16 protein-coding genes are annotated in these 18,281 nt (G+C 45.9%); 10 read left to right on the top strand and 6 right to left on the bottom strand.

Going from position 1 to position 18,281, the window contains the following annotated elements; translation table 11 throughout:
• Positions 1–21: 21 nt before the first annotated feature.
• From HGT70_RS13320 to HGT70_RS13305, 4 genes are all read left to right on the top strand, one after another.
• Positions 22–1,314 (top strand): HlyD family secretion protein, encoded by a 1,293-nt coding sequence (locus HGT70_RS13320; RefSeq protein WP_214196175.1) that lies wholly within the window; start codon positions 22–24, stop codon positions 1,312–1,314.
• Positions 1,307–3,415 (top strand): peptidase domain-containing ABC transporter, encoded by a 2,109-nt coding sequence (locus tag HGT70_RS13315; RefSeq protein ID WP_214196174.1) that lies wholly within the window; start codon positions 1,307–1,309, stop codon positions 3,413–3,415. Before HGT70_RS13320 ends, HGT70_RS13315 begins: the two co-directional genes overlap by 8 nt.
• Positions 3,416–3,510: 95 nt before the next feature.
• Entirely contained in the window at positions 3,511–3,966 is a 456-nt protein-coding gene (locus HGT70_RS13310; protein WP_071433146.1) for an NfeD family protein, read from the top strand.
• A complete protein-coding gene (locus HGT70_RS13305) occupies positions 3,963–4,895 on the top strand; it encodes an SPFH domain-containing protein (protein WP_198363432.1) in 933 nt (310 codons plus the stop codon). The genes HGT70_RS13310 and HGT70_RS13305 overlap by 4 nt, the downstream gene beginning before the upstream one ends.
• Positions 4,896–4,927: 32 nt before the next feature.
• Here the strand turns inward: HGT70_RS13305 and mnmE are convergent, their stop codons facing one another.
• The 5 genes from mnmE to rpmH form a co-directional block, all read right to left on the bottom strand.
• A complete protein-coding gene (gene mnmE / locus HGT70_RS13300) occupies positions 4,928–6,292 on the bottom strand; it encodes a tRNA uridine-5-carboxymethylaminomethyl(34) synthesis GTPase MnmE (protein ID WP_214196203.1) in 1,365 nt (454 codons plus the stop codon).
• A gap of 74 nt (positions 6,293–6,366) precedes the next feature.
• Positions 6,367–8,001, bottom strand: a complete 1,635-nt coding sequence (gene yidC / locus HGT70_RS13295; protein ID WP_214196173.1) for a membrane protein insertase YidC — start codon at positions 7,999–8,001, stop codon at positions 6,367–6,369.
• 2 nt (positions 8,002–8,003) lie between these two features.
• A complete protein-coding gene (yidD, locus tag HGT70_RS13290; protein ID WP_157725415.1) occupies positions 8,004–8,261 on the bottom strand; it encodes a membrane protein insertion efficiency factor YidD in 258 nt (85 codons plus the stop codon).
• The gene (gene rnpA / locus HGT70_RS13285; protein WP_071433150.1) at positions 8,225–8,584 is read right to left on the bottom strand and encodes a ribonuclease P protein component; all 360 of its coding nucleotides are present in this window, start codon (positions 8,582–8,584) and stop codon (positions 8,225–8,227) included. The genes yidD and rnpA overlap by 37 nt, the downstream gene beginning before the upstream one ends.
• A gap of 14 nt (positions 8,585–8,598) precedes the next feature.
• Positions 8,599–8,739 carry a 50S ribosomal protein L34 gene (gene rpmH, locus HGT70_RS13280; protein ID WP_003849659.1) on the bottom strand — a complete coding sequence of 47 codons (141 nt, stop codon included), beginning with the start codon at positions 8,737–8,739 and terminating at the stop codon, positions 8,599–8,601.
• 541 nt (positions 8,740–9,280) lie between these two features.
• On the opposite strand from rpmH, the gene dnaA reads away from it, so the two are divergent.
• The 6 genes from dnaA to HGT70_RS13250 all read left to right on the top strand — a co-directional run bounded on the left by dnaA (position 9,281) and on the right by HGT70_RS13250 (position 17,814).
• On the top strand, positions 9,281–10,687 hold the full coding sequence (dnaA, locus tag HGT70_RS13275; protein WP_071433152.1) for a chromosomal replication initiator protein DnaA: 1,407 nt from the start codon (positions 9,281–9,283) through the stop codon (positions 10,685–10,687).
• Between the two features lie 4 nt (positions 10,688–10,691).
• Positions 10,692–11,792, top strand: coding sequence for a DNA polymerase III subunit beta (gene dnaN, locus HGT70_RS13270; protein WP_071433154.1), 1,101 nt, complete (start codon positions 10,692–10,694; stop codon positions 11,790–11,792).
• A gap of 43 nt (positions 11,793–11,835) precedes the next feature.
• Entirely contained in the window at positions 11,836–12,924 is a 1,089-nt protein-coding gene (gene recF, locus HGT70_RS13265) for a DNA replication/repair protein RecF (protein ID WP_071433156.1), read from the top strand.
• A 13-nt stretch (positions 12,925–12,937) separates the two neighbouring features.
• Positions 12,938–15,346: a DNA topoisomerase (ATP-hydrolyzing) subunit B gene (gene gyrB / locus HGT70_RS13260; protein WP_071433158.1), complete on the top strand. Its 2,409-nt coding sequence runs from the start codon at positions 12,938–12,940 to the stop codon at positions 15,344–15,346.
• A 114-nt stretch (positions 15,347–15,460) separates the two neighbouring features.
• Positions 15,461–16,270: a sugar-phosphatase gene (gene yidA, locus HGT70_RS13255; protein WP_071433161.1), complete on the top strand. Its 810-nt coding sequence runs from the start codon at positions 15,461–15,463 to the stop codon at positions 16,268–16,270.
• Between the two features lie 269 nt (positions 16,271–16,539).
• Entirely contained in the window at positions 16,540–17,814 is a 1,275-nt protein-coding gene (locus tag HGT70_RS13250; RefSeq protein WP_071433163.1) for a YidR family protein, read from the top strand.
• Here HGT70_RS13250 and HGT70_RS13245 read toward each other — a convergent pair.
• Positions 17,792–18,139 carry a YceK/YidQ family lipoprotein gene (locus HGT70_RS13245; protein WP_071433165.1) on the bottom strand — a complete coding sequence of 116 codons (348 nt, stop codon included), beginning with the start codon at positions 18,137–18,139 and terminating at the stop codon, positions 17,792–17,794. The two genes, HGT70_RS13250 and HGT70_RS13245, sit on opposite strands and share 23 nt — an antisense overlap.
• Positions 18,140–18,281 lie beyond the last annotated feature (142 nt).

The following is an 18,281-nucleotide window of genomic DNA, read 5'->3' as shown; positions in this document are numbered from 1 at the left end:
CTCTACTAAAAAATTAAAATCATGAAAGATAATGAGCTATTTAGAAAAGAAGCACTTTATCATCAGCGCCATCATTGGCTCGGTAAGGCTTTATTATTAAGAGGAATGCCGGTATGGCTAATTATTACCTTCACTCTCTTTTTCATAGCTATAGCACTGATCGTATTAGTAAAAGGTGAATATAACCGACGAGTTAATGTTAGAGGAGAGATTTTTTCGCTACAGCAGACGGTCAACATACTCGCACCTCAGCAAGGAAGAATAAATAAAAGCTACGTAGAAATTGGTAATAAAGTGGTAAAAGGTGCACCTATTTACGAATTAGATATTAGCAGGGATACCCAATCCGGTAATCTGAGCCAAAAATCCAAGATCAGTATTAACCAACAAGTCACTTTAACTAATAATATTATTGGTAAGTTAAAAGAAAATAAAAAAATAAATATTGATAAATTAACCCATCAACTGACCGAATATAAAAAGTCTTATAATAATACTAAGGCTCTAGTAGAAAACTCCTTAAATGGGGTTAAAGATATGCAACAGAGTATGAAGAATTATGATGATTACTTAAAAAGAGGATTGATTAGTAAAGAACAATCCTATAACCAACGTTATCTTTTTTATCAACAGCAGTCTTCTTGGCAAAATATGAATAGTCAGCTTATTCAGGAAGGCTTACAGATTATCAATCTAGAAAGTGAAATAACCAGTACCTCTACCGATTTCGATAATCGTATTTCAGAATATGAGCTGAAACTCAGTGAATTCTCTCGAATGCTCGCCGAAGTTGATGCTAATGGCACACTAGTCATAACCGCCCCAGTCACTGGCAAAGTGGAGAATATGGCTTTTACGGAAGGGCAGATGTTTAGTTTGGGTGATAGTTTGGCGCAAATTCTTCCTGGTGATAAACAGTATTACCAATTGATGTTATGGCTACCCAACCATAGTCTTCCGTTCGTGCGGGCAGGAGATAAAGTTAATATTCGTTACGATGCTTATCCCTATGAAAAATTTGGACAGTTCTCTGGTGAGATTACGTCGTTATCACAAGTACCGGCGACGGAGAGTGAAATGATGAGTTATAGGGGAAGCTACCCAGCTACTACGCAACAATCGAAAGAAGCGTTTTATAAGACGATTGTGGCGATCCATGACAAAACGCTGAAATTTGATAATAAAACGTTACCTATAAGTAACGGTATGTCAGCGGAGGTCACCTTATTCCTGGAAAAGAGGCCGCTCTATCAATGGATCCTTTCACCTTATTACGATATTAAGCGTAGTCTAGGAGGGCCAGTACATGAATGAAGTCTCCCAGCTTTTTAGAATGGTATGTCAGCAACTTCAGTTCGGTTTCTTCCGGAAAGTTCCACAAGTCTTGCAAACGGAAGCTGCCGAATGTGGACTAGCCTGTATCGTCATGGTTTGCCGCTATTTCGGAATGAATATTGATCTTCTGAATTTACGGCAGAAGTTTGGCCTATCTGCGCAAGGGGCGACTTTGGCGACTTTGGTGCATATTGGTAGCCAACTCAATCTACAGACACGAGCGCTATCACTCGATCTTGATGAGATTAGGCAGCTTAAACGGCCCTGCTTACTGCATTGGGATATGAGTCATTTCGTAGTACTGGTCAAGGCGGGTAGAAATAGATTCATCATCCACGATCCTGCATTCGGAAGGCGGGTAGTGAGTCTACAGGAAATGTCGCAACATTTTACGGGCATAGCATTAGAGCTCTGGCCAGACAGCGAATTTAAGCCCGTCAAAGCGCGTTCGAAAATAAGCTTTCTCAGTTTGCTAAAGAATATAACCGGCCTGCCCAGCGTCTTGGCTAAGATATTTGCGCTAACGATCCTTGTCGAAGCCGTCAATATCGCGATACCGGTTGGTACGCAACTAGTAATGGACCACGTTATTATCGCAAGAGATCAGAATTTACTCACGCTGATCTGTCTCGGCTTAGTCACGTTCATATTATTCCGCACGTTTATTAGTATGTTGCGTAGCTGGACGACGCTGGTTATGCAGTCGTTGATAGACGTACAGTGGAAAACGGGCCTGATGGACCATCTATTACGGCTACCTTTAAGCTATTTTGAAAAACGAAAACTTGGGGATATTCAGTCCCGGTTCGGCTCGCTAGCCACTATTCGCGAAACGTTAACATCAAGCGTCGTCTCCGGAACGATTGACATACTGATGGTAGTCAGTGTCTCAGTGATGATGTTTATGTATGGAGGATGGTTATATTTTGTTGTGCTGGGATTTACCCTGCTTTATGTCATATTACGACTGGCTACCTACCACCGTTATCGACAGGCTCAAGAAGAGCAGATCGTTAAAGATGCGCGTGCAAATTCGCACTTTATGGAAACTCTCTATGGCATCGCGACACTCAAAGTCCTCGGGTTAAATAAAACGCGTTCACGCTATTGGCTCAACCTTAATATTGAAACTACCAATGCTGTGATAAGAATGACTCGCTTGGATATGTTATTTGGCGGGGTAAACTCTTTGATTAGTACCCTCGACCAGGTATTAATACTTTGGTTAGGGGCATCAATGGTGATTGACGGACATATGACTCTAGGTATGTTCGTGGCCTTTAACGCTTACCGAGGCCAGTTTTCTGACCGAGCATCCGCGATTGTCGACATGCTACTCAATCTAAAAATGCTGAGTTTACATAACGAAAGGGTGGCTGATATTGTTTACCAAGAACCGGAATCACAGCTGAGTTCGAAGCGCTTATGTGAACATAATCAAGCGGCACGGTTTGAAGTGGATGATTTAACGTATCAGTACGATAAGCTCACTGCGCCAGTGCTTGCGCATCGCTCATTTACGGTTGAACCGGGGGAGAGCGTCGCGATCGTTGGTCCGTCTGGGGTTGGTAAAACAACGTTAATGAAATTAATGTGTGGGCTACTCACACCAGATAGTGGAACGATTCGCTTTAATGGATTAGATATCCAGCAGGTCGGTGTTAATAATTTCAGAGATGTCATCGCCTGTGTCCTACAGGAAGATAAGCTATTTGCAGGGTCTATTGCCGAGAATATCACTGGTTTTGGTGAAGATAATTGTCGGGAGAGGATTATCGATTGTGCCAAAATGGCTTACTTACACGAGGAAATCATACGTATGCCGATGGGTTACGAAACATTAGTGAGTGAACTGGGTGGTAGCCTATCAGGTGGACAAAAACAACGACTACTTATCGCTCGTGCGCTTTATCGGCGACCCGCGATACTTTTTTTAGACGAAGCAACCAGCCATCTTGATTTGGAAAACGAAGCTGCCGTTAATACGTCCATTCGTTCGTTAAATATTACGCGGATCTTTATTGCACATCGCCCATCCACCATTGCCAGTGCAGACCGAATAATCGAATTAAGTCCATAATACAGTGGTCGGAATGTAAAGTTTGTATGGGTGTTCGCGTGTGTACTCTCATTAAAGGTATGATTTGCTAAAACATCAACGATAAGGATTTGCCGATGGGGTTTTATTGGATATGGCTCGGGGTTGCTGCAATATTTGCGATAATTGAATTTTGTACGATCACCTTCTTCGGATTGTGGATGGCAATTGCGGCGTTGGTGCCAGCGATTATCTCTTATCTATTCCCTCATCTATCCGTTGTTTTACAGTTGTTAACGTGGGCCATTTCTTCACTTATCTGCGCTTTTATTTGGGTGAAATGGATCCGTAGCAAGCCTGTTGAATATATCGATAGCTCATTACTTGGGGCTGAAGGTATTTTAGCCGATGCATTACAACCAGGAAAAATGGGGATATTGCTGCTCAGTCGACCTATTCAAGGAAAACAGGAGTGGTCGTGTTTTAGTGACGACATTCTTGATAGGCAAACGCGAGTTATCGTCACTGACGTTACGGATAGCAGTAGAGTAAAAGTTCAAGCGAGTTCATTAACTAAAGAGGGAACAAAATGATCATTACTCCAGGGATTATCGTCGCAATTCTTATTGTCATACTGGTTGCCATTACCTTTTTGAAGTGTGTTCGGATCGTCCCACAGGCTGATCAATGGATTGTGGAGCGTTTAGGTAAATACCATAAAACATTAAACCCAGGTTTAAATATCCTCATTCCTTTTATCGATTCCGTGGCATACCGTATGTCTGCTAAGGATCAGATGTTCGAAGTAAAAGGTATTGAGGGGATTACCCGCGATAATGCCACGGTAGGCGTAAACGCTATCTGCTTCATCCGTATAGCCGATCCGGCCAAAGCGGCTTATGGTGTTGATAGTTATAGCGCAGCCGTCCAAAACTTAGTCATGACAACTATCCGTAATGCGGTGGGTGGAATGAATTTAGATGATACGCTATCGAATCGCGACCAATTAGCCATTACGCTGCGGGCGAACATGGAAGAACAGATGAGCGATTGGGGGCTTATTTTGAAAGCAGTAGATATTCAAGATATCACCCCTTCAGACTCAATGCGTAAGTCTATGGAGCAGCAAGCGGCGGCTGAGCGTGAGCGTAAAGCTACTGAAACCCGAGCTGAAGGGAATAAGAATGCAGCGATACGCGAAGCGGAAGGAAAAAAACAGGCAATGATCTTAGACGCTGAGGCAAAATTAGAATCGTCAAGACGGGAAGCTGAAGCCCTAGAAACACTGGCTGCCGGTCAGCGTAAGGCAGCCTTACAACTGGCACAGGTTATAGCCGAAGAGGGGGGAGAAAAGGCGATGACATTTCAATTAGCCAACAACTACGTGGGGTCATTCACCAAGTTGGCCGCAAGCGATAATAGTAAAGTCGTTGCGATACCTGCTGATTTAGCACAATCGGTAGGGGGATTACTGAATGCTGGCGTTCTGCTCAGTGCAAGCCAAGAGACAAAGACACGCTAATCAATCGGGCACAGCGAGCTGTGCCCATTCACTCATTTCCCGATACAGAAGCTTGAGAAAATTCGTCCGAGTAGGTCATCGGAAGTGAACTCACCAGTAATTTCACTCAGTGCGCTTTGCGCCACCCGAAGCTCTTCAGCGAGTAGCTCTCCCGCCCGTGCATCAATCAGCTGAGTTTTTCCTTGTAATAGATGTGTTCCTGCAAGCTCTAACGCCTCTAAGTGGCGCCTGCGGGCAATAAAGCCGCCCTCTGTATTACCTGCGAAGCCCATGCTCTTTTTAAGGTGTGCCCGTAGCGCATCGATACCGGTACCTTCTCGGGCAGAAAGACGGATCAATAGGTGATTATTCACCTCCGATAGTCCTGGGGACTCTCCAGTAATATCAGCTTTATTCCTCACGACAATCACGGGGATAGAAGTAGGTAACCGAGCGATAAAATCCGGCCAAATTGCTGTAGCGTCGGTAGCATCTGTAGTTGTACTGTCTACCATAAATAATACGCAGTCCGCCTGCTCAATTTCTTGCCAAGCGCGCTCTATACCAATACGTTCAACTTCGTCACTGGCCTCGCGTAAACCGGCAGTATCGATGATATGCAATGGCATTCCATCAATATGGATATGCTCGCGCAAGACGTCACGAGTCGTCCCCGCAATATCGGTCACGATGGCCGCTTCCCTTCCAGCGAGTGCGTTGAGCAAGCTAGATTTTCCTGCATTAGGTCGACCCGCAATGACGACCTTCATTCCTTCGCGTAGTAAGCTGCCTTGTCGGGCCTCTTGGCGTACGGTGTCTAATTCACCGATAACACTATTTAATTGCGCCTCAATCTTGCCATCCGAAAGAAAATCGATCTCTTCATCGGGGAAATCAATAGCAGCCTCGACGTAGATACGTAAGTGAGTAAGCGCTTCAACAAGTTGGTTAACTCGTGCCGAAAATACCCCTTGCAGCGAATTCACTGCTGAGCGGGCAGCTTGTTCAGAGCTCGCGTCGATAAGATCGGCGATAGCCTCTGCCTGTGCAAGATCGAGTTTATCGTTTAAGAATGCACGTTCAGAGAACTCACCGGGCTTAGCAATACGGACGTTTGCCGTCGCAATGATACGTTTGAGTAGCAGATCGAGAATAACCGGACCACCGTGACCTTGTAGTTCCAGTACATCCTCGCCCGTGAAGGAATGAGGATTTGGAAACCACAGAGCAATACCTTGGTCCAGCACGGCACCCTGTTCATCTTTAAAGGGAAGATATTCGGCGGTGCGAGGTTTAGGCAACTTTCCGAGTAAGCCCAGCGCAACATCTGCCGCTGCGGGGCCTGATATCCTCAATATCCCAACACCACCACGACCTGGAGGGGTTGCTTGGGCGACAATCGTATCGCTATGGCTCATGGTATTCTCTCTAACAATAAAAAAGGCGGTCATAATGACCGCCTAAGTATAACGTGATTTAGCGTAATGCGGGATTAGCCTTTTTTCTTCCGGCTATGTAATCCGCGCTTCTCTAATCCACGATAAATCATTTGCTGCTGAATAATCGTAACCAAGTTACTCACGATATAGTACAGCACCAGACCAGATGGGAACCACAAGAAGAAGACGGTGAAGATGACCGGCATAAATGTCATGATCTTCTGCTGCATTGGGTCAGTAACGGTTGTTGGTGACATCTTCTGAATGAAGAACATCGTTACACCCATTAGAATCGGCAGAATGTAGTACGGGTCTTGTGCACTTAAGTCGTGGATCCACAGTGCAAAAGGCGCGTGACGTAATTCAATCGAACCCATCAGCATGTAGTAGAGAGCTAAGAAGATTGGCATCTGAATTAGCAGAGGGAGACAACCACCGAGTGGATTGACCTTCTCTGCTTTATATAACGCCATCATTTCTTGGCTTACACGTTGCTTATCTTCACCGTGACGCTCACGCATCGCTTGGATCTTCGGTTGCAGCATACGCATCTTAGCCATCGACGTGTATTGTGCTTTCGTCAGCGGGTACATGATACCGCGAACAATGAAGGTAATAACGATGATGGAGAAGCCCCAGTTACCGATAAAGCTATGCAGGAATTTCAGCAGCTTAAACAGCGGTTGTGAGATAAACCATAACCAGCCGTAATCCACGGTTAAGTCTAAATGGGGAGCCGCAGCCGCCATTTGATCTTGAATTTCCGGACCGACCCACAGGGTTGCTTTCAAGTCTTGCTGCTGGCCTGCTGCAACAGTGACAGGCGTCGATTTATAGCCAACTGCCGCTAAGTTGTCGCTTAACTTGGTGGTATAGAACGTATTGTTACCTGAAGTGTGCGGGATCCATGCGGTCGCAAAATATTGCTGTAGCATCGCTACCCAACCATTGCTGGTGGTAGTGTTTAGGTTTTTATCTTCAGCAATTGTGTCAAATTTATATTTTTCATACTTTTCATCATTGGTCGAATACGCCGCACCACGGAAAGTATGTAAAGCAAAATTACTGCTACCGGTATCACGTGCTTTAGGTAACGCGATAGTTTGCTTAAGTTGACCAAACATGGCTAACGACAACGGTTGTTGAGTAACGTTATTCACGTTGTAATCAACATTTACCGCATATCCGCCGCGCTTGAACACAAAAGTCTTGGTATACACTACGCCATCGGCACCGGTCCACGTCATCGGAACACGCAGCTCAGACTGGCCATCCGCTAAAGTATAGCTATCTTGAGTGGCATTAAAAAGTGGACGTGTCGCGTTACTATCCGGTGCATTTTGCCCAATCAACCCGCTTTGGGCTTGATAGACAAAGTCTGGACTCGTTTCAAGTAATTGGAATGGCGTGTTCGAGCCTAGCTTATCGGGGTATGCCAGCAGTTTAGCTTGTTCAATATCACCGCCACGCGTATTAATCTGTAATGATAATACGTCAGTAGTGACAGTAATAGTTTTGCCTTGCCCACTGGAGCTGGCTTGATTTGCGGCATCACCCGCGGGGGTATTCGTATTCTGAGTAGTCTGTTGTGCTTGGGGCTGCGGATCATGATCCGTATGCCACGTCTGCCAGACCATAAAGGAGACGAACAGAAAAGCGATGAAAAAAAGATTACGTTGCGAATCCATCGTTAGTTTTCTCTGGTTTCAGTGTTTTTCGGCGGCACAGGATCGTCACCACCCGAATGTAAAGGATGGCATTTTAATACGCGTTTTATTGTTAACCAACACCCTTTTGCCACCCCAAAACGCCGTAATGCTTCGATGCCGTAATGAGAACAACTCGGGGTAAAACGACAATGAGGCCCTAACATCGGGCTAATTATCCGTTGATAAACGCGTATTGCAGTAATCAGGAGCCGCGTGCTAGGCGACAATGACGACGCCATAATTTCTCCAACACTTCTGTCAATAACTGATTATCCAGCTCCGCAATCCCTTTTTTTGCAACGATCACAAAATCCATCGCGGGCAATTCATGCTGACGTAAACGAAAACTTTCCCGAGTTAAGCGTTTAATTCGGTTACGTTCGTGAGCACGTTTAACATGTTTTTTAGCGACAGTGAGACCGATGCGGGGATGCCCCAGCGAATTTTGGCGGCCGAGTATAGTAATTTGCGGCGTGCCAGCCCGTTGTGGTTGCTGGAAGACGAAAGTGAAATGAGCGGGAGTTAACAAACGTAACTCCCTAGGGAATGCGAGCTTAACCACGAGGGCTAGCTTTATTACTTAGAAACGGTCAGACGAGAACGGCCTTTAGCACGACGACGTGCTAGAACCTGACGACCATTTTTAGTAGCCATACGAGCACGGAAGCCGTGAGAACGGTTACGCTTCAGTACAGATGGTTGAAAAGTGCGTTTCATGGCGATTTCTACCTAAACTTGAAAATGTTCACTTGGTGATGCGTTATAAGGTCAGTAAAACGACCAACGCCTCGGTATATTTTATCAAAGAGGCGGGATTGTAATAATTGTACAGCCCGGAGTCAATTTACTTCGCTGATTATCATGCATCTACTCTCTATTAGAGGAACGTTTATCGTCTAAAACGTAACGCTCCTAAATAGAATCGCGAAGATTATACTTGCTTCCCAGTAAAGCGCAAGGATCGTTACGGATCCGGCTACCCCCACAAGATCAGAGCACAATATTTATTTTTGCCGCAGAACCCGCAGTTATTGGAAAACCCTGTGGATAAAATGGGTAGAAACAGTGTAGAAAAGGAGGATCTCTTGTTCACTTTGCGTTATGATCCACGGTTCCGCAAGCGATCCCTTGTTGTTCATCTATAACGTTTAGGGACAGTCGTCGCTGCTGATGTATCTACGCTTATATATATAAAACATATTTATCAATATCTTAGCGCCATTTCTTGTCTTACTTTTTCGTATGAGTGGAGTCCGCCGTGTCACTTACGCTTTGGCAACAGTGCCTTACCCGTTTGCAGGATGAGCTTCCTGCCACTGAATTCAGTATGTGGATCCGACCACTGCAAGCTGAGTTAAGCGACAATATATTGGCTCTGTATGCACCCAACCGATTTGTTTTAGATTGGGTACGCGATAAGTACATCAATAATATTAATGGCCTACTCAATGAGTTTTGTGGGACAAACCTACCGCAGTTGCGTTTTGAGGTTGGTTCCAAGCCGATGAGCTCACAGACGGTAAGCTCGATCCCTGCAGTGGCCAGAATACCTGCTGCGACAGTTGCGGCACAACAGCCAGTCGCAACCAATGATAATCGTCGTCCGAGCTGGGATAGCGTTCCTGCTCCTATAGAAGTCGCCTATCGTTCTAACGTTAATACCCGGCACAATTTCGATAATTTTGTCGAAGGTAAATCTAACCAACTTGCTCGCGCGGCTGCCCGTCAAGTCGCAGATAACCCCGGTGGCGCTTACAACCCACTATTTCTTTATGGGGGCACAGGGCTTGGTAAAACGCACCTTTTACATGCAGTAGGCAATGGGATTATGGCACATAAGCCCAATGCCAAAATTGTCTATATGCATTCAGAGCGGTTTGTGCAAGATATGGTCAAAGCATTGCAGAACAACGCGATTGAAGAGTTTAAACGCTACTATCGCTCCGTTGATGCACTACTTATTGATGATATTCAGTTTTTTGCGAATAAAGAGCGATCTCAAGAAGAGTTTTTTCATACCTTTAACGCATTACTGGAAGGTAACCAGCAAATTATCTTAACCTCGGATCGTTATCCCAAAGAGATCAACGGTGTTGAGGATCGTTTGAAGTCCCGTTTTGGTTGGGGATTGACGGTTGCGATCGAACCCCCTGAACTTGAAACGCGCGTTGCGATTTTGATGAAGAAAGCGGACGAGAATAATATTCGTCTTCCTGGTGAAGTTGCCTTCTTTATTGCTAAACGTCTGCGTTCTAATGTGCGTGAACTTGAAGGGGCACTAAATCGTGTGATAGCCAATGCGAACTTTACTGGTCGCGCGATCACTATTGATTTTGTTCGTGAAGCACTGCGTGATCTACTGGCATTGCAGGAAAAATTAGTCACTATCGATAATATTCAGAAAACAGTGGCTGAATATTATAAAATTAAAGTTGCCGATCTGCTCTCTAAACGACGCTCTCGTTCGGTCGCAAGACCTCGTCAGATGGCGATGGCGATGGCAAAAGAATTAACAAACCATAGCTTACCTGAAATAGGGGATGCTTTTGGCGGGCGCGATCATACGACTGTGTTACACGCATGCCGTAAGATCGAACAATTACGTGAAGAAAGTCATGATATCAAAGAAGACTTTTCTAATTTAATCAGAACCTTATCCTCTTGATGCTATGAAATTTATTGTAGAACGTGAGCAACTGCTCAAACCATTACAGCAAGTGAGCAGCCCTTTAGGTGGCCGACCAACGCTACCGATCTTAGGGAATATCTTATTACAGGTTACAGAAAACTGTTTATCTCTAACCGGTACAGACCTCGAAATGGAGATGATTGCGCGAGTAAGTTTGACGCAAGCGCATGAAAGCGGTGCAACGACAGTACCTGCTCGTAAATTTCTCGATATCTGTCGTGGCCTGCCCGAAGGAGCTGAAATACACGTTATCCTTGATGGTGACCGTATTTTGGTGCGTTCGGGACGTAGCCGATTTTCTCTTTCGACCCTACCGGCCGGGGATTTTCCTAACCTCGATGATTGGCAAAGCGATGTCGAGTTTACCTTGCCACATGCTACCTTAAAGCGCCTCATCGATGCGACGCAGTTCTCCATGGCTCATCAGGACGTTCGCTATTATCTGAACGGTATGTTGTTTGAAACCGAAGGCGAAGAGCTTCGTACCGTCTCGACGGATGGTCATCGACTTGCGGTGTGCGCGATGTCGGTCGGTCAGTCGTTACCGCACCATTCTGTGATTGTACCTCGTAAGGGTGTTACCGAGCTCGTGCGTTTACTGGATGGGAGCGAGACGCCGCTGCAGGTACAGATAGGAAGTAATAATATCCGTGCTCATGTCGGTGACTATATCTTTACCTCAAAACTTGTAGACGGTCGCTTTCCTGATTATCGACGGGTCCTACCAAAGAACCCAGACAAAACCCTTGAATCCGGATGTGACGTGCTAAAACAAGCATTTGCCCGAGCAGCGATTTTATCCAACGAGAAATTTCGTGGCGTACGGCTTTTTATCACGAAGAATCAGTTACGGATCACCGCTAACAATCCTGAACAGGAAGAGGCTGAAGAAATCCTCGACGTTGACTATCAGGGTAGCGATCTAGAAATCGGCTTCAATGTCAGTTACGTTTTGGACGTATTGAATGCTCTGAAATGTGAAAACGTACGGCTCCTATTAACCGACTCAGTCTCTAGTGTGCAGATCGAAGATGTCGCAAGCCCGCATGCAGCTTATGTTGTTATGCCAATGCGTCTCTAGATGGCATTGGGTAGCCATTGCTTGATTATTACCGACGATCGCTATGTCCATTAACCGTCTGATTATTACAGACTTCCGTAATATTGATCATGCGGAGTTAGCCCCGTCATCGGGGTTTAATTATTTGATCGGTGAAAATGGGAGTGGTAAGACCAGCGTTCTTGAGGCCATTTATACACTAGGGCACGGCAGAGCCTTTCGCAGTGTTCAAACGGCAAGAGTGATCCGTCACGATAAGCCAGAATTCGTGCTGTATGGGCGTCTCGATGGCGAACAGTACCAGCCAACATTAGGTCTGAGTAAAGACCGGGCTGGTACCACTAAGGTTAGGATCGACGGGACGGACGGTCATCGTGTTGCCGACCTGGCCCAGTTGCTACCCATGCAATTAATCACTCCAGAAGGTTTTACGCTGCTGACTGGAGGACCTAAATTTCGCCGTGCTTATATTGATTGGGGCTGTTTTCATCGCTATCCCGGCTTCTTTACGGCTTGGAATGATTATCGTCGACTGATTAAACAACGTAATGCTGCACTTAGACAAGTTACGCGCTATCAGCAATTACAACCTTGGGACCAAATGATGGTGCCCTTGGCTGAGCAAATCAGCGCATGGCGGGCTGAATACAGCCAACATATCGCGCAAGAGATACAAAAGACCTGCCAGCAATTTCTACCTGAATTTACGCTGCAATTCTCCTATCAGCGAGGTTGGGATAGAGAAAGCGATTATGCAGATCTACTGGAACGCCAATTCGAACGTGACCGCGCGTTAACTTATACCTCAGCGGGACCTCATAAAGCGGATTTTAGGATTCGAGCGCAGGCGACGCCTGTCGAGGATCTCTTATCACGCGGTCAGTTAAAATTACTTATGTGTGCACTGCGGTTAGCTCAAGGTGAATTTCTTACCCAGCAAAGTGGTCGTCGTTGTATTTATTTAATCGATGATTTCGCTTCCGAACTCGATGACTCGCGTCGGTGTCTTTTAGCCGAACGCTTAAAAGCGACGCAAGCCCAAGTTTTCGTTAGCGCAATTAATTTTGATCACGTAATCGATATGAATGACGAAAAGGGCAAGATGTTCAGCGTAGAAAAGGGTAAAATAACCGTTCAATCTTCAGAAAAATGAGTGAGAAACGTTGATGTCGAATTCTTATGACTCCTCAAGTATTAAAGTCTTAAAAGGACTTGATGCGGTACGTAAACGCCCAGGCATGTATATTGGTGATACCGATGATGGTACTGGGTTGCATCACATGGTATTCGAGGTTGTGGATAACGCCATCGACGAAGCCCTAGCGGGTCACTGTAATGAGATTACAGTCACCATTCATGCTGATAATTCCGTATCTGTCCAAGATGATGGACGGGGTATTCCTACCGGTATCCACCCAGAAGAAGGTATTTCTGCCGCTGAAGTGATCATGACGGTTCTTCACGCAGGTGGGAAGTTTGATGATAACTCCTATAAAGTCTCTGGCGGCTTGCACGGCGTAGGGGTCTCAGTTGTCAATGCATTATCAGCGAAACTCGAGCTGACGATACGTCGTGATAACAAAGTACATCAGCAAACTTATGTACATGGCGTACCACAGGCTCCACTAACCGTTGTTGGCGAAACTGATACGACGGGTACGCAAGTCCGTTTTTGGCCGAGCTACGAAACGTTCACCAATGTCACGACCTTTGAATACGAAATTTTAGCTAAGCGCCTGCGCGAACTCTCTTTCCTAAATTCCGGTGTATCAATCCGCCTTGAAGATAAGCGTGATGATAAATCAGATCATTATCACTACGAAGGTGGTATCAAAGCCTTTGTTGAGTATCTGAATAAGAATAAAACACCTATCCATTCCAATGTTTTCTACTTTTCTACAGAGAAAGACGGTATTGGGGTTGAAGTGGCACTGCAGTGGAATGATGGCTTCCAAGAGAACATCTATTGTTTTACGAACAACATTCCACAGCGCGATGGCGGGACACACCTCGCCGGTTTTCGTGCTGCAATGACACGTACGCTCAATGCGTACATGGATAAAGAAGGCTACAGCAAAAAAGCTAAAGTCAGTGCAACTGGCGATGATGCGCGTGAAGGGCTTATCGCCGTTGTCTCGGTAAAAGTTCCCGATCCAAAATTCTCATCGCAAACTAAAGATAAGCTTGTTTCATCTGAGGTAAAATCTGCCGTTGAGCAGCAGATGAATGAGTTGTTGGCGGAATATTTACTCGAAAACCCAAGCGATGCAAAAATCGTTGTCGGGAAAATTATCGATGCAGCCCGTGCTCGTGAAGCGGCACGCCGCGCGCGTGAGATGACACGCCGTAAGGGTGCATTAGACCTTGCCGGATTACCAGGTAAATTAGCGGATTGCCAAGAACGCGATCCTGCTCACTCTGAAATCTATCTGGTGGAGGGTGATTCCGCAGGTGGATCGGCGAAGCAAGGGCGTAACCGTAAAAACCAAGCAATCCTTCCTCTGAAAGGTAAAATTCTTAACGTTGAAAAAGCGCGTTTCGATAAAATGCTCTCTTCACAGGAAGTAGCGACCCTGATCACTGCGTTGGGTTGTGGTATCGGCCGTGACGAATATAACCCGGATAAACTGCGCTACCACAGCATCATCATCATGACCGATGCCGATGTCGATGGCTCGCATATTCGTACCTTGTTATTGACATTTTTCTATCGTCAAATGCCGGAGCTTATTGAGCGTGGTCACGTCTATATTGCACAGCCCCCTTTATTTAAAGTGAAAAAAGGTAAGCAAGAGCAATATATTAAAGACGGCGATGCAATGGACCAATACAACATCGCAATTGCCTTAGATGGTGCGGCGCTCTACACCACTGCTGGCGCACCTGCGCTACAAGGTGAGGCACTTGAGCAACTAGTCGCTTCGTTCATTAGCACGGGTAAAATGATTAAGCGTATGGAGCGTCATTACCCAAGTGCCTTATTAAATGGCTTAGTCTATAACCCCGCTTTATTGGAGTTATCAGATAGCACTCATACCCAGGGCTGGATTGACGGGTTAGTCACCTATTTGACCGATAACGAAGCTCATGGCAGTAGCTATTCTGCTATTATTCGTGAGAACCGTGAGTTGAATATCCACGAGCCGGTTATTCGTGTGCGCACACATGGCGTCGATACTGATTATACGTTGGATCGTGATTTCATTGAGGGACCAGAATACCGTAAGCTTTCTCAGCTTGGAGAGGCACTCAATGGCTTGCTCGAAGAAGATGCTTATGTTGAACGTGGTGAGCGTCGCCAACCTGTAGCCACCTTTACACAAGCGGTTGATTGGCTAATTAAAGAATCACGTCGTGGCCTCTCGATCCAGCGCTATAAAGGACTGGGTGAGATGAATCCAGAGCAGTTATGGGAAACCACAATGGATCCGGAGAGTCGTCGTATGTTACGGGTTACTATTAAAGACGCTATCGCCGCAGACCAACTTTTCACCACGTTAATGGGTGATGCGGTGGAACCTCGCCGCGCCTTTATCGAAGAGAATGCCCTAAAAGCGGCCAATATCGATATCTAAGGTTAACGTGCGTGAGTGCGGGTAAGCGGTAGTCGTAATACGATAACTGAGCTACTCTCAAGACACCGCTTGCGAAGTGCAGCGGTGTTTTTTTATTTAGGCAGAGGGATAACGATGACAGTAAAAATGATTGCACTGGATATGGACGGTACGCTACTCAATCCGCAACATGAAATTACCGTTGCGGTTAAGTCCGCTATTGAAGAGGCTAAGGCAAAAGGAATACTCGTCGTACTTGCCTCTGGCCGACCTTATATTGGTATGCAAAGGTATATTGCAGAATTGGGGCTAAATATCCCAGGCCAATATTGTATTAGTTATAATGGCGGCTTGGTGCAGCGCGCCGAAGATGGACATCCAATCCTTGAGACAACGCTTGGGATGGACGATTACCATTTTTTTGAGCAGCTGGCTCGGGAGCTAAACGTCCACTTCCAAGCGTTAGACAAACAGCACCTGTATACCCCCAACCAAGATATTAGTCGCTACACCGTCCACGAATCAGAAATAACGGGTATCCCTCTAAGGTTTCGCAGCGTTGATGCGATGGATCCTTCCCTTCGCTTTCCAAAACTGATGATGGTCGATGAGCCTGACGTATTGGATAATGCTATTAGACAACTTCCAGCAGAGTTATTTGATCGCTATACCTTAGTGAAAAGCGCCAGTCATTATCTCGAAATCCTCGATAAGAGAGTGAGTAAGGGAAATAGCGTGCGTCATTTAGCAGAACAATTGGGTTTCAGTGCCGAAGAGGTTCTTGCTGTGGGTGATCATGAGAACGACCTCACTATGCTAGCCTGGGCAGGATATGGTGTTGCCATGGGTAATGCCATTGATGCAGTAAAAGAGCAGGCGGCTTATCATACAAGTTCGAATCGAGAAGATGGTGTAGCTAAGGCTATTCACCAATGGGCACTTTAGCCCTCAAGAAGAAAGTTAAATAGTGAATAAAATCGCATTTTTGGGTAATCGTTAAATAGTAACTAGGGTTATTATTAACCTACTCAGTCATTACACAGCAAAGTGTGGTGGCAAAAGATTAGCACTGTGAGCAAGTAGTCTAATAAGTAATTATAATAAGAGCGTTTTATTCCCTGAATGGCTGCCGAAAGGCAGCTTTTTTTTTGCCTAGACGCCTCTAAGGGATTACGGCATAGTTAATTTTTACCGTCGACTCACTGGGATCCCGTATGGACGAAAAACAAGTTACGACCCATCCGCAGCACCATCAACTCACCAATGCACAGGTGTGGTGTGCAGATGGACAGAGTCTCGTTTACGACTTACGCCCGGCGCAACATCTTTTTACTAGTCAGACCGTTGAGAGAGTGGACGTGTCTACAGGACAGGTGACTGAGATTTATCGTGCATCACAAGGGGCTCACGTTGGGGTGATTACCGCACACCCGAAAGATAACGAGCGCTTTATTTGTATTCATGGCCCTGAGTCCCCCGACGAGTCGTGGCATTACGATGTACATCATCGGCGTGGAGTGATCCTCGAAGGTGGTCAGGCTGAGACGTTGGATGGATGCGATATTACGCCGCCCTATACACTAGGAGCATTGCGTGGTGGCAGCCACGTGCATATGTTTAGCCATGAAGGCGATAGGATCAGCTTTACCTACAACGATCATGTTATGCGTCAGCGTTCAATCGCCGAGGATCAGCGTAATGTAGCGATAGCCTTGCCACATGAACCGGTTTCGATCCCTAACAAACATCCCCGAGAGCACGATGGCTCTCATTTTTGTGTCGTAGTCTCCGAAACAACGTTACTCCCGCAACCTGGTAGCGATCAAATTCTACGGGCTTTTGAAGAAGGATGGATTGGTGAAAATGGGTATATCACAACAGCCGGTAAAAGGCAGCGTTGGGCCTTAGCGTTCATTGGGGAAACGGTCGCACTTGATGGACGTAAAGTCCCAGAGATATTCATCGTCGACCTTCCTGAAGAGATTTCTGCTTATAAGGTGGTCGGCGCTCGTCCTATCGTCGGAACAGAAGAGCATCTACCCGCGCCGCCCGCAGGGATCACTCAGCGTAGAATAACCTTTAGTGAAGGGGCTGGTATTGCCCTACAGCCTCGCCATTGGCTAAGAAGCTCACCGGACGGTAGTAAAATCGCATTTCTGATGGCCGATCGAAGAGGTGTTGTGCAACTTTGGACGATATCGCCGAACGGTGGATTACCGGAACAACTGACGGAGGGGGAATATGATGTACAGTCCGCCTTCACTTGGCATCCTACAGGTAAAGGCATAACGTTTGTCTATGATAACCAGATTGTCATCTATGACTTTACCAAAAAAGCGCTGGTGGCCCTTACCAAGCGGACGTTAGAGGCACCTTGTGCCGAGGCGGTGGTCTGGTCACCGAGAGGTGATAAGATTGCCTTCATGCGAGATAGCGAAGGATTCAGGCAGCTCTTTACGGTTACGACTACTGAATTATATTGGTGTTAGCTTGAGCTAGCGCCTCATCCGTGTGATTGAGTTTCTCGCTGGCCGCCACACGGTCTCTCAGTGAGGAACCGTCACTGTGATTACGATAGTAATCCCAGGGTAAAATTAATGTGTCGGTAACAGCTGAAAAAGGATAATCGAGTACCGCTAGGGACTTAATAGGCCATGAGGTTTCATGACTACCTATCAGCTCGTTGTTGGCTTGTGTACCAAGGTAATAACCGCGGTTATCTCCAGTGTGCGACATAATGCTAGAACATGCAGTAAGGCTAATTAAGCAACTTGAGATCATCATCAGTTTAGGTAGTGCTTTATGTCTGAGCATAGGTTATTCCTCATTCCATCCATGGCGAAGCGGGTACAAGCAACACGTCGTAAGCAGGTTTAGCGTGATACTCAAAAATAGATGTATTTCAGTGTATGACAAATTTTATGATTTGCCTTTCGAATTCCTGTCATTCAAAGAA

Source organism: Rosenbergiella collisarenosi, from assembly GCF_018494085.1.
GTDB classification, from domain to species: Bacteria; Pseudomonadota; Gammaproteobacteria; order Enterobacterales; family Enterobacteriaceae; genus Rosenbergiella; species Rosenbergiella collisarenosi.
Note: the sequence above shows the minus strand (reverse complement) of the source record. Positions and strands in the feature narration are given on the sequence as shown.

Bases quoted from the DNA above. Each gene is read 5' to 3' on its own strand.
- HGT70_RS13320 (WP_214196175.1), top strand. From the start codon at position 22: ATGAAAGATAATGAGCTATTTAGAAAAGAAGCACTTTATCATCAGCGC.
- HGT70_RS13315 (WP_214196174.1), top strand. From the start codon at position 1,307: ATGAATGAAGTCTCCCAGCTTTTTAGAATGGTATGTCAGCAACTTCAG.
- HGT70_RS13310 (WP_071433146.1), top strand. From the start codon at position 3,511: ATGGGGTTTTATTGGATATGGCTCGGGGTTGCTGCAATATTTGCGATA.
- HGT70_RS13305 (WP_198363432.1), top strand. From the start codon at position 3,963: ATGATCATTACTCCAGGGATTATCGTCGCAATTCTTATTGTCATACTG.
- mnmE (WP_214196203.1), bottom strand. From the start codon at position 6,292: ATGAGCCATAGCGATACGATTGTCGCCCAAGCAACCCCTCCAGGTCGT.
- yidC (WP_214196173.1), bottom strand. From the start codon at position 8,001: ATGGATTCGCAACGTAATCTTTTTTTCATCGCTTTTCTGTTCGTCTCC.
- yidD (WP_157725415.1), bottom strand. From the start codon at position 8,261: ATGGCGTCGTCATTGTCGCCTAGCACGCGGCTCCTGATTACTGCAATA.
- rpmH (WP_003849659.1), bottom strand. From the start codon at position 8,739: ATGAAACGCACTTTTCAACCATCTGTACTGAAGCGTAACCGTTCTCAC.
- dnaN (WP_071433154.1), top strand. From the start codon at position 10,692: ATGAAATTTATTGTAGAACGTGAGCAACTGCTCAAACCATTACAGCAA.
- recF (WP_071433156.1), top strand. From the start codon at position 11,836: ATGTCCATTAACCGTCTGATTATTACAGACTTCCGTAATATTGATCAT.
- gyrB (WP_071433158.1), top strand. From the start codon at position 12,938: ATGTCGAATTCTTATGACTCCTCAAGTATTAAAGTCTTAAAAGGACTT.
- yidA (WP_071433161.1), top strand. From the start codon at position 15,461: ATGACAGTAAAAATGATTGCACTGGATATGGACGGTACGCTACTCAAT.
- HGT70_RS13250 (WP_071433163.1), top strand. From the start codon at position 16,540: ATGGACGAAAAACAAGTTACGACCCATCCGCAGCACCATCAACTCACC.
- HGT70_RS13245 (WP_071433165.1), bottom strand. From the start codon at position 18,139: ATGCTCAGACATAAAGCACTACCTAAACTGATGATGATCTCAAGTTGC.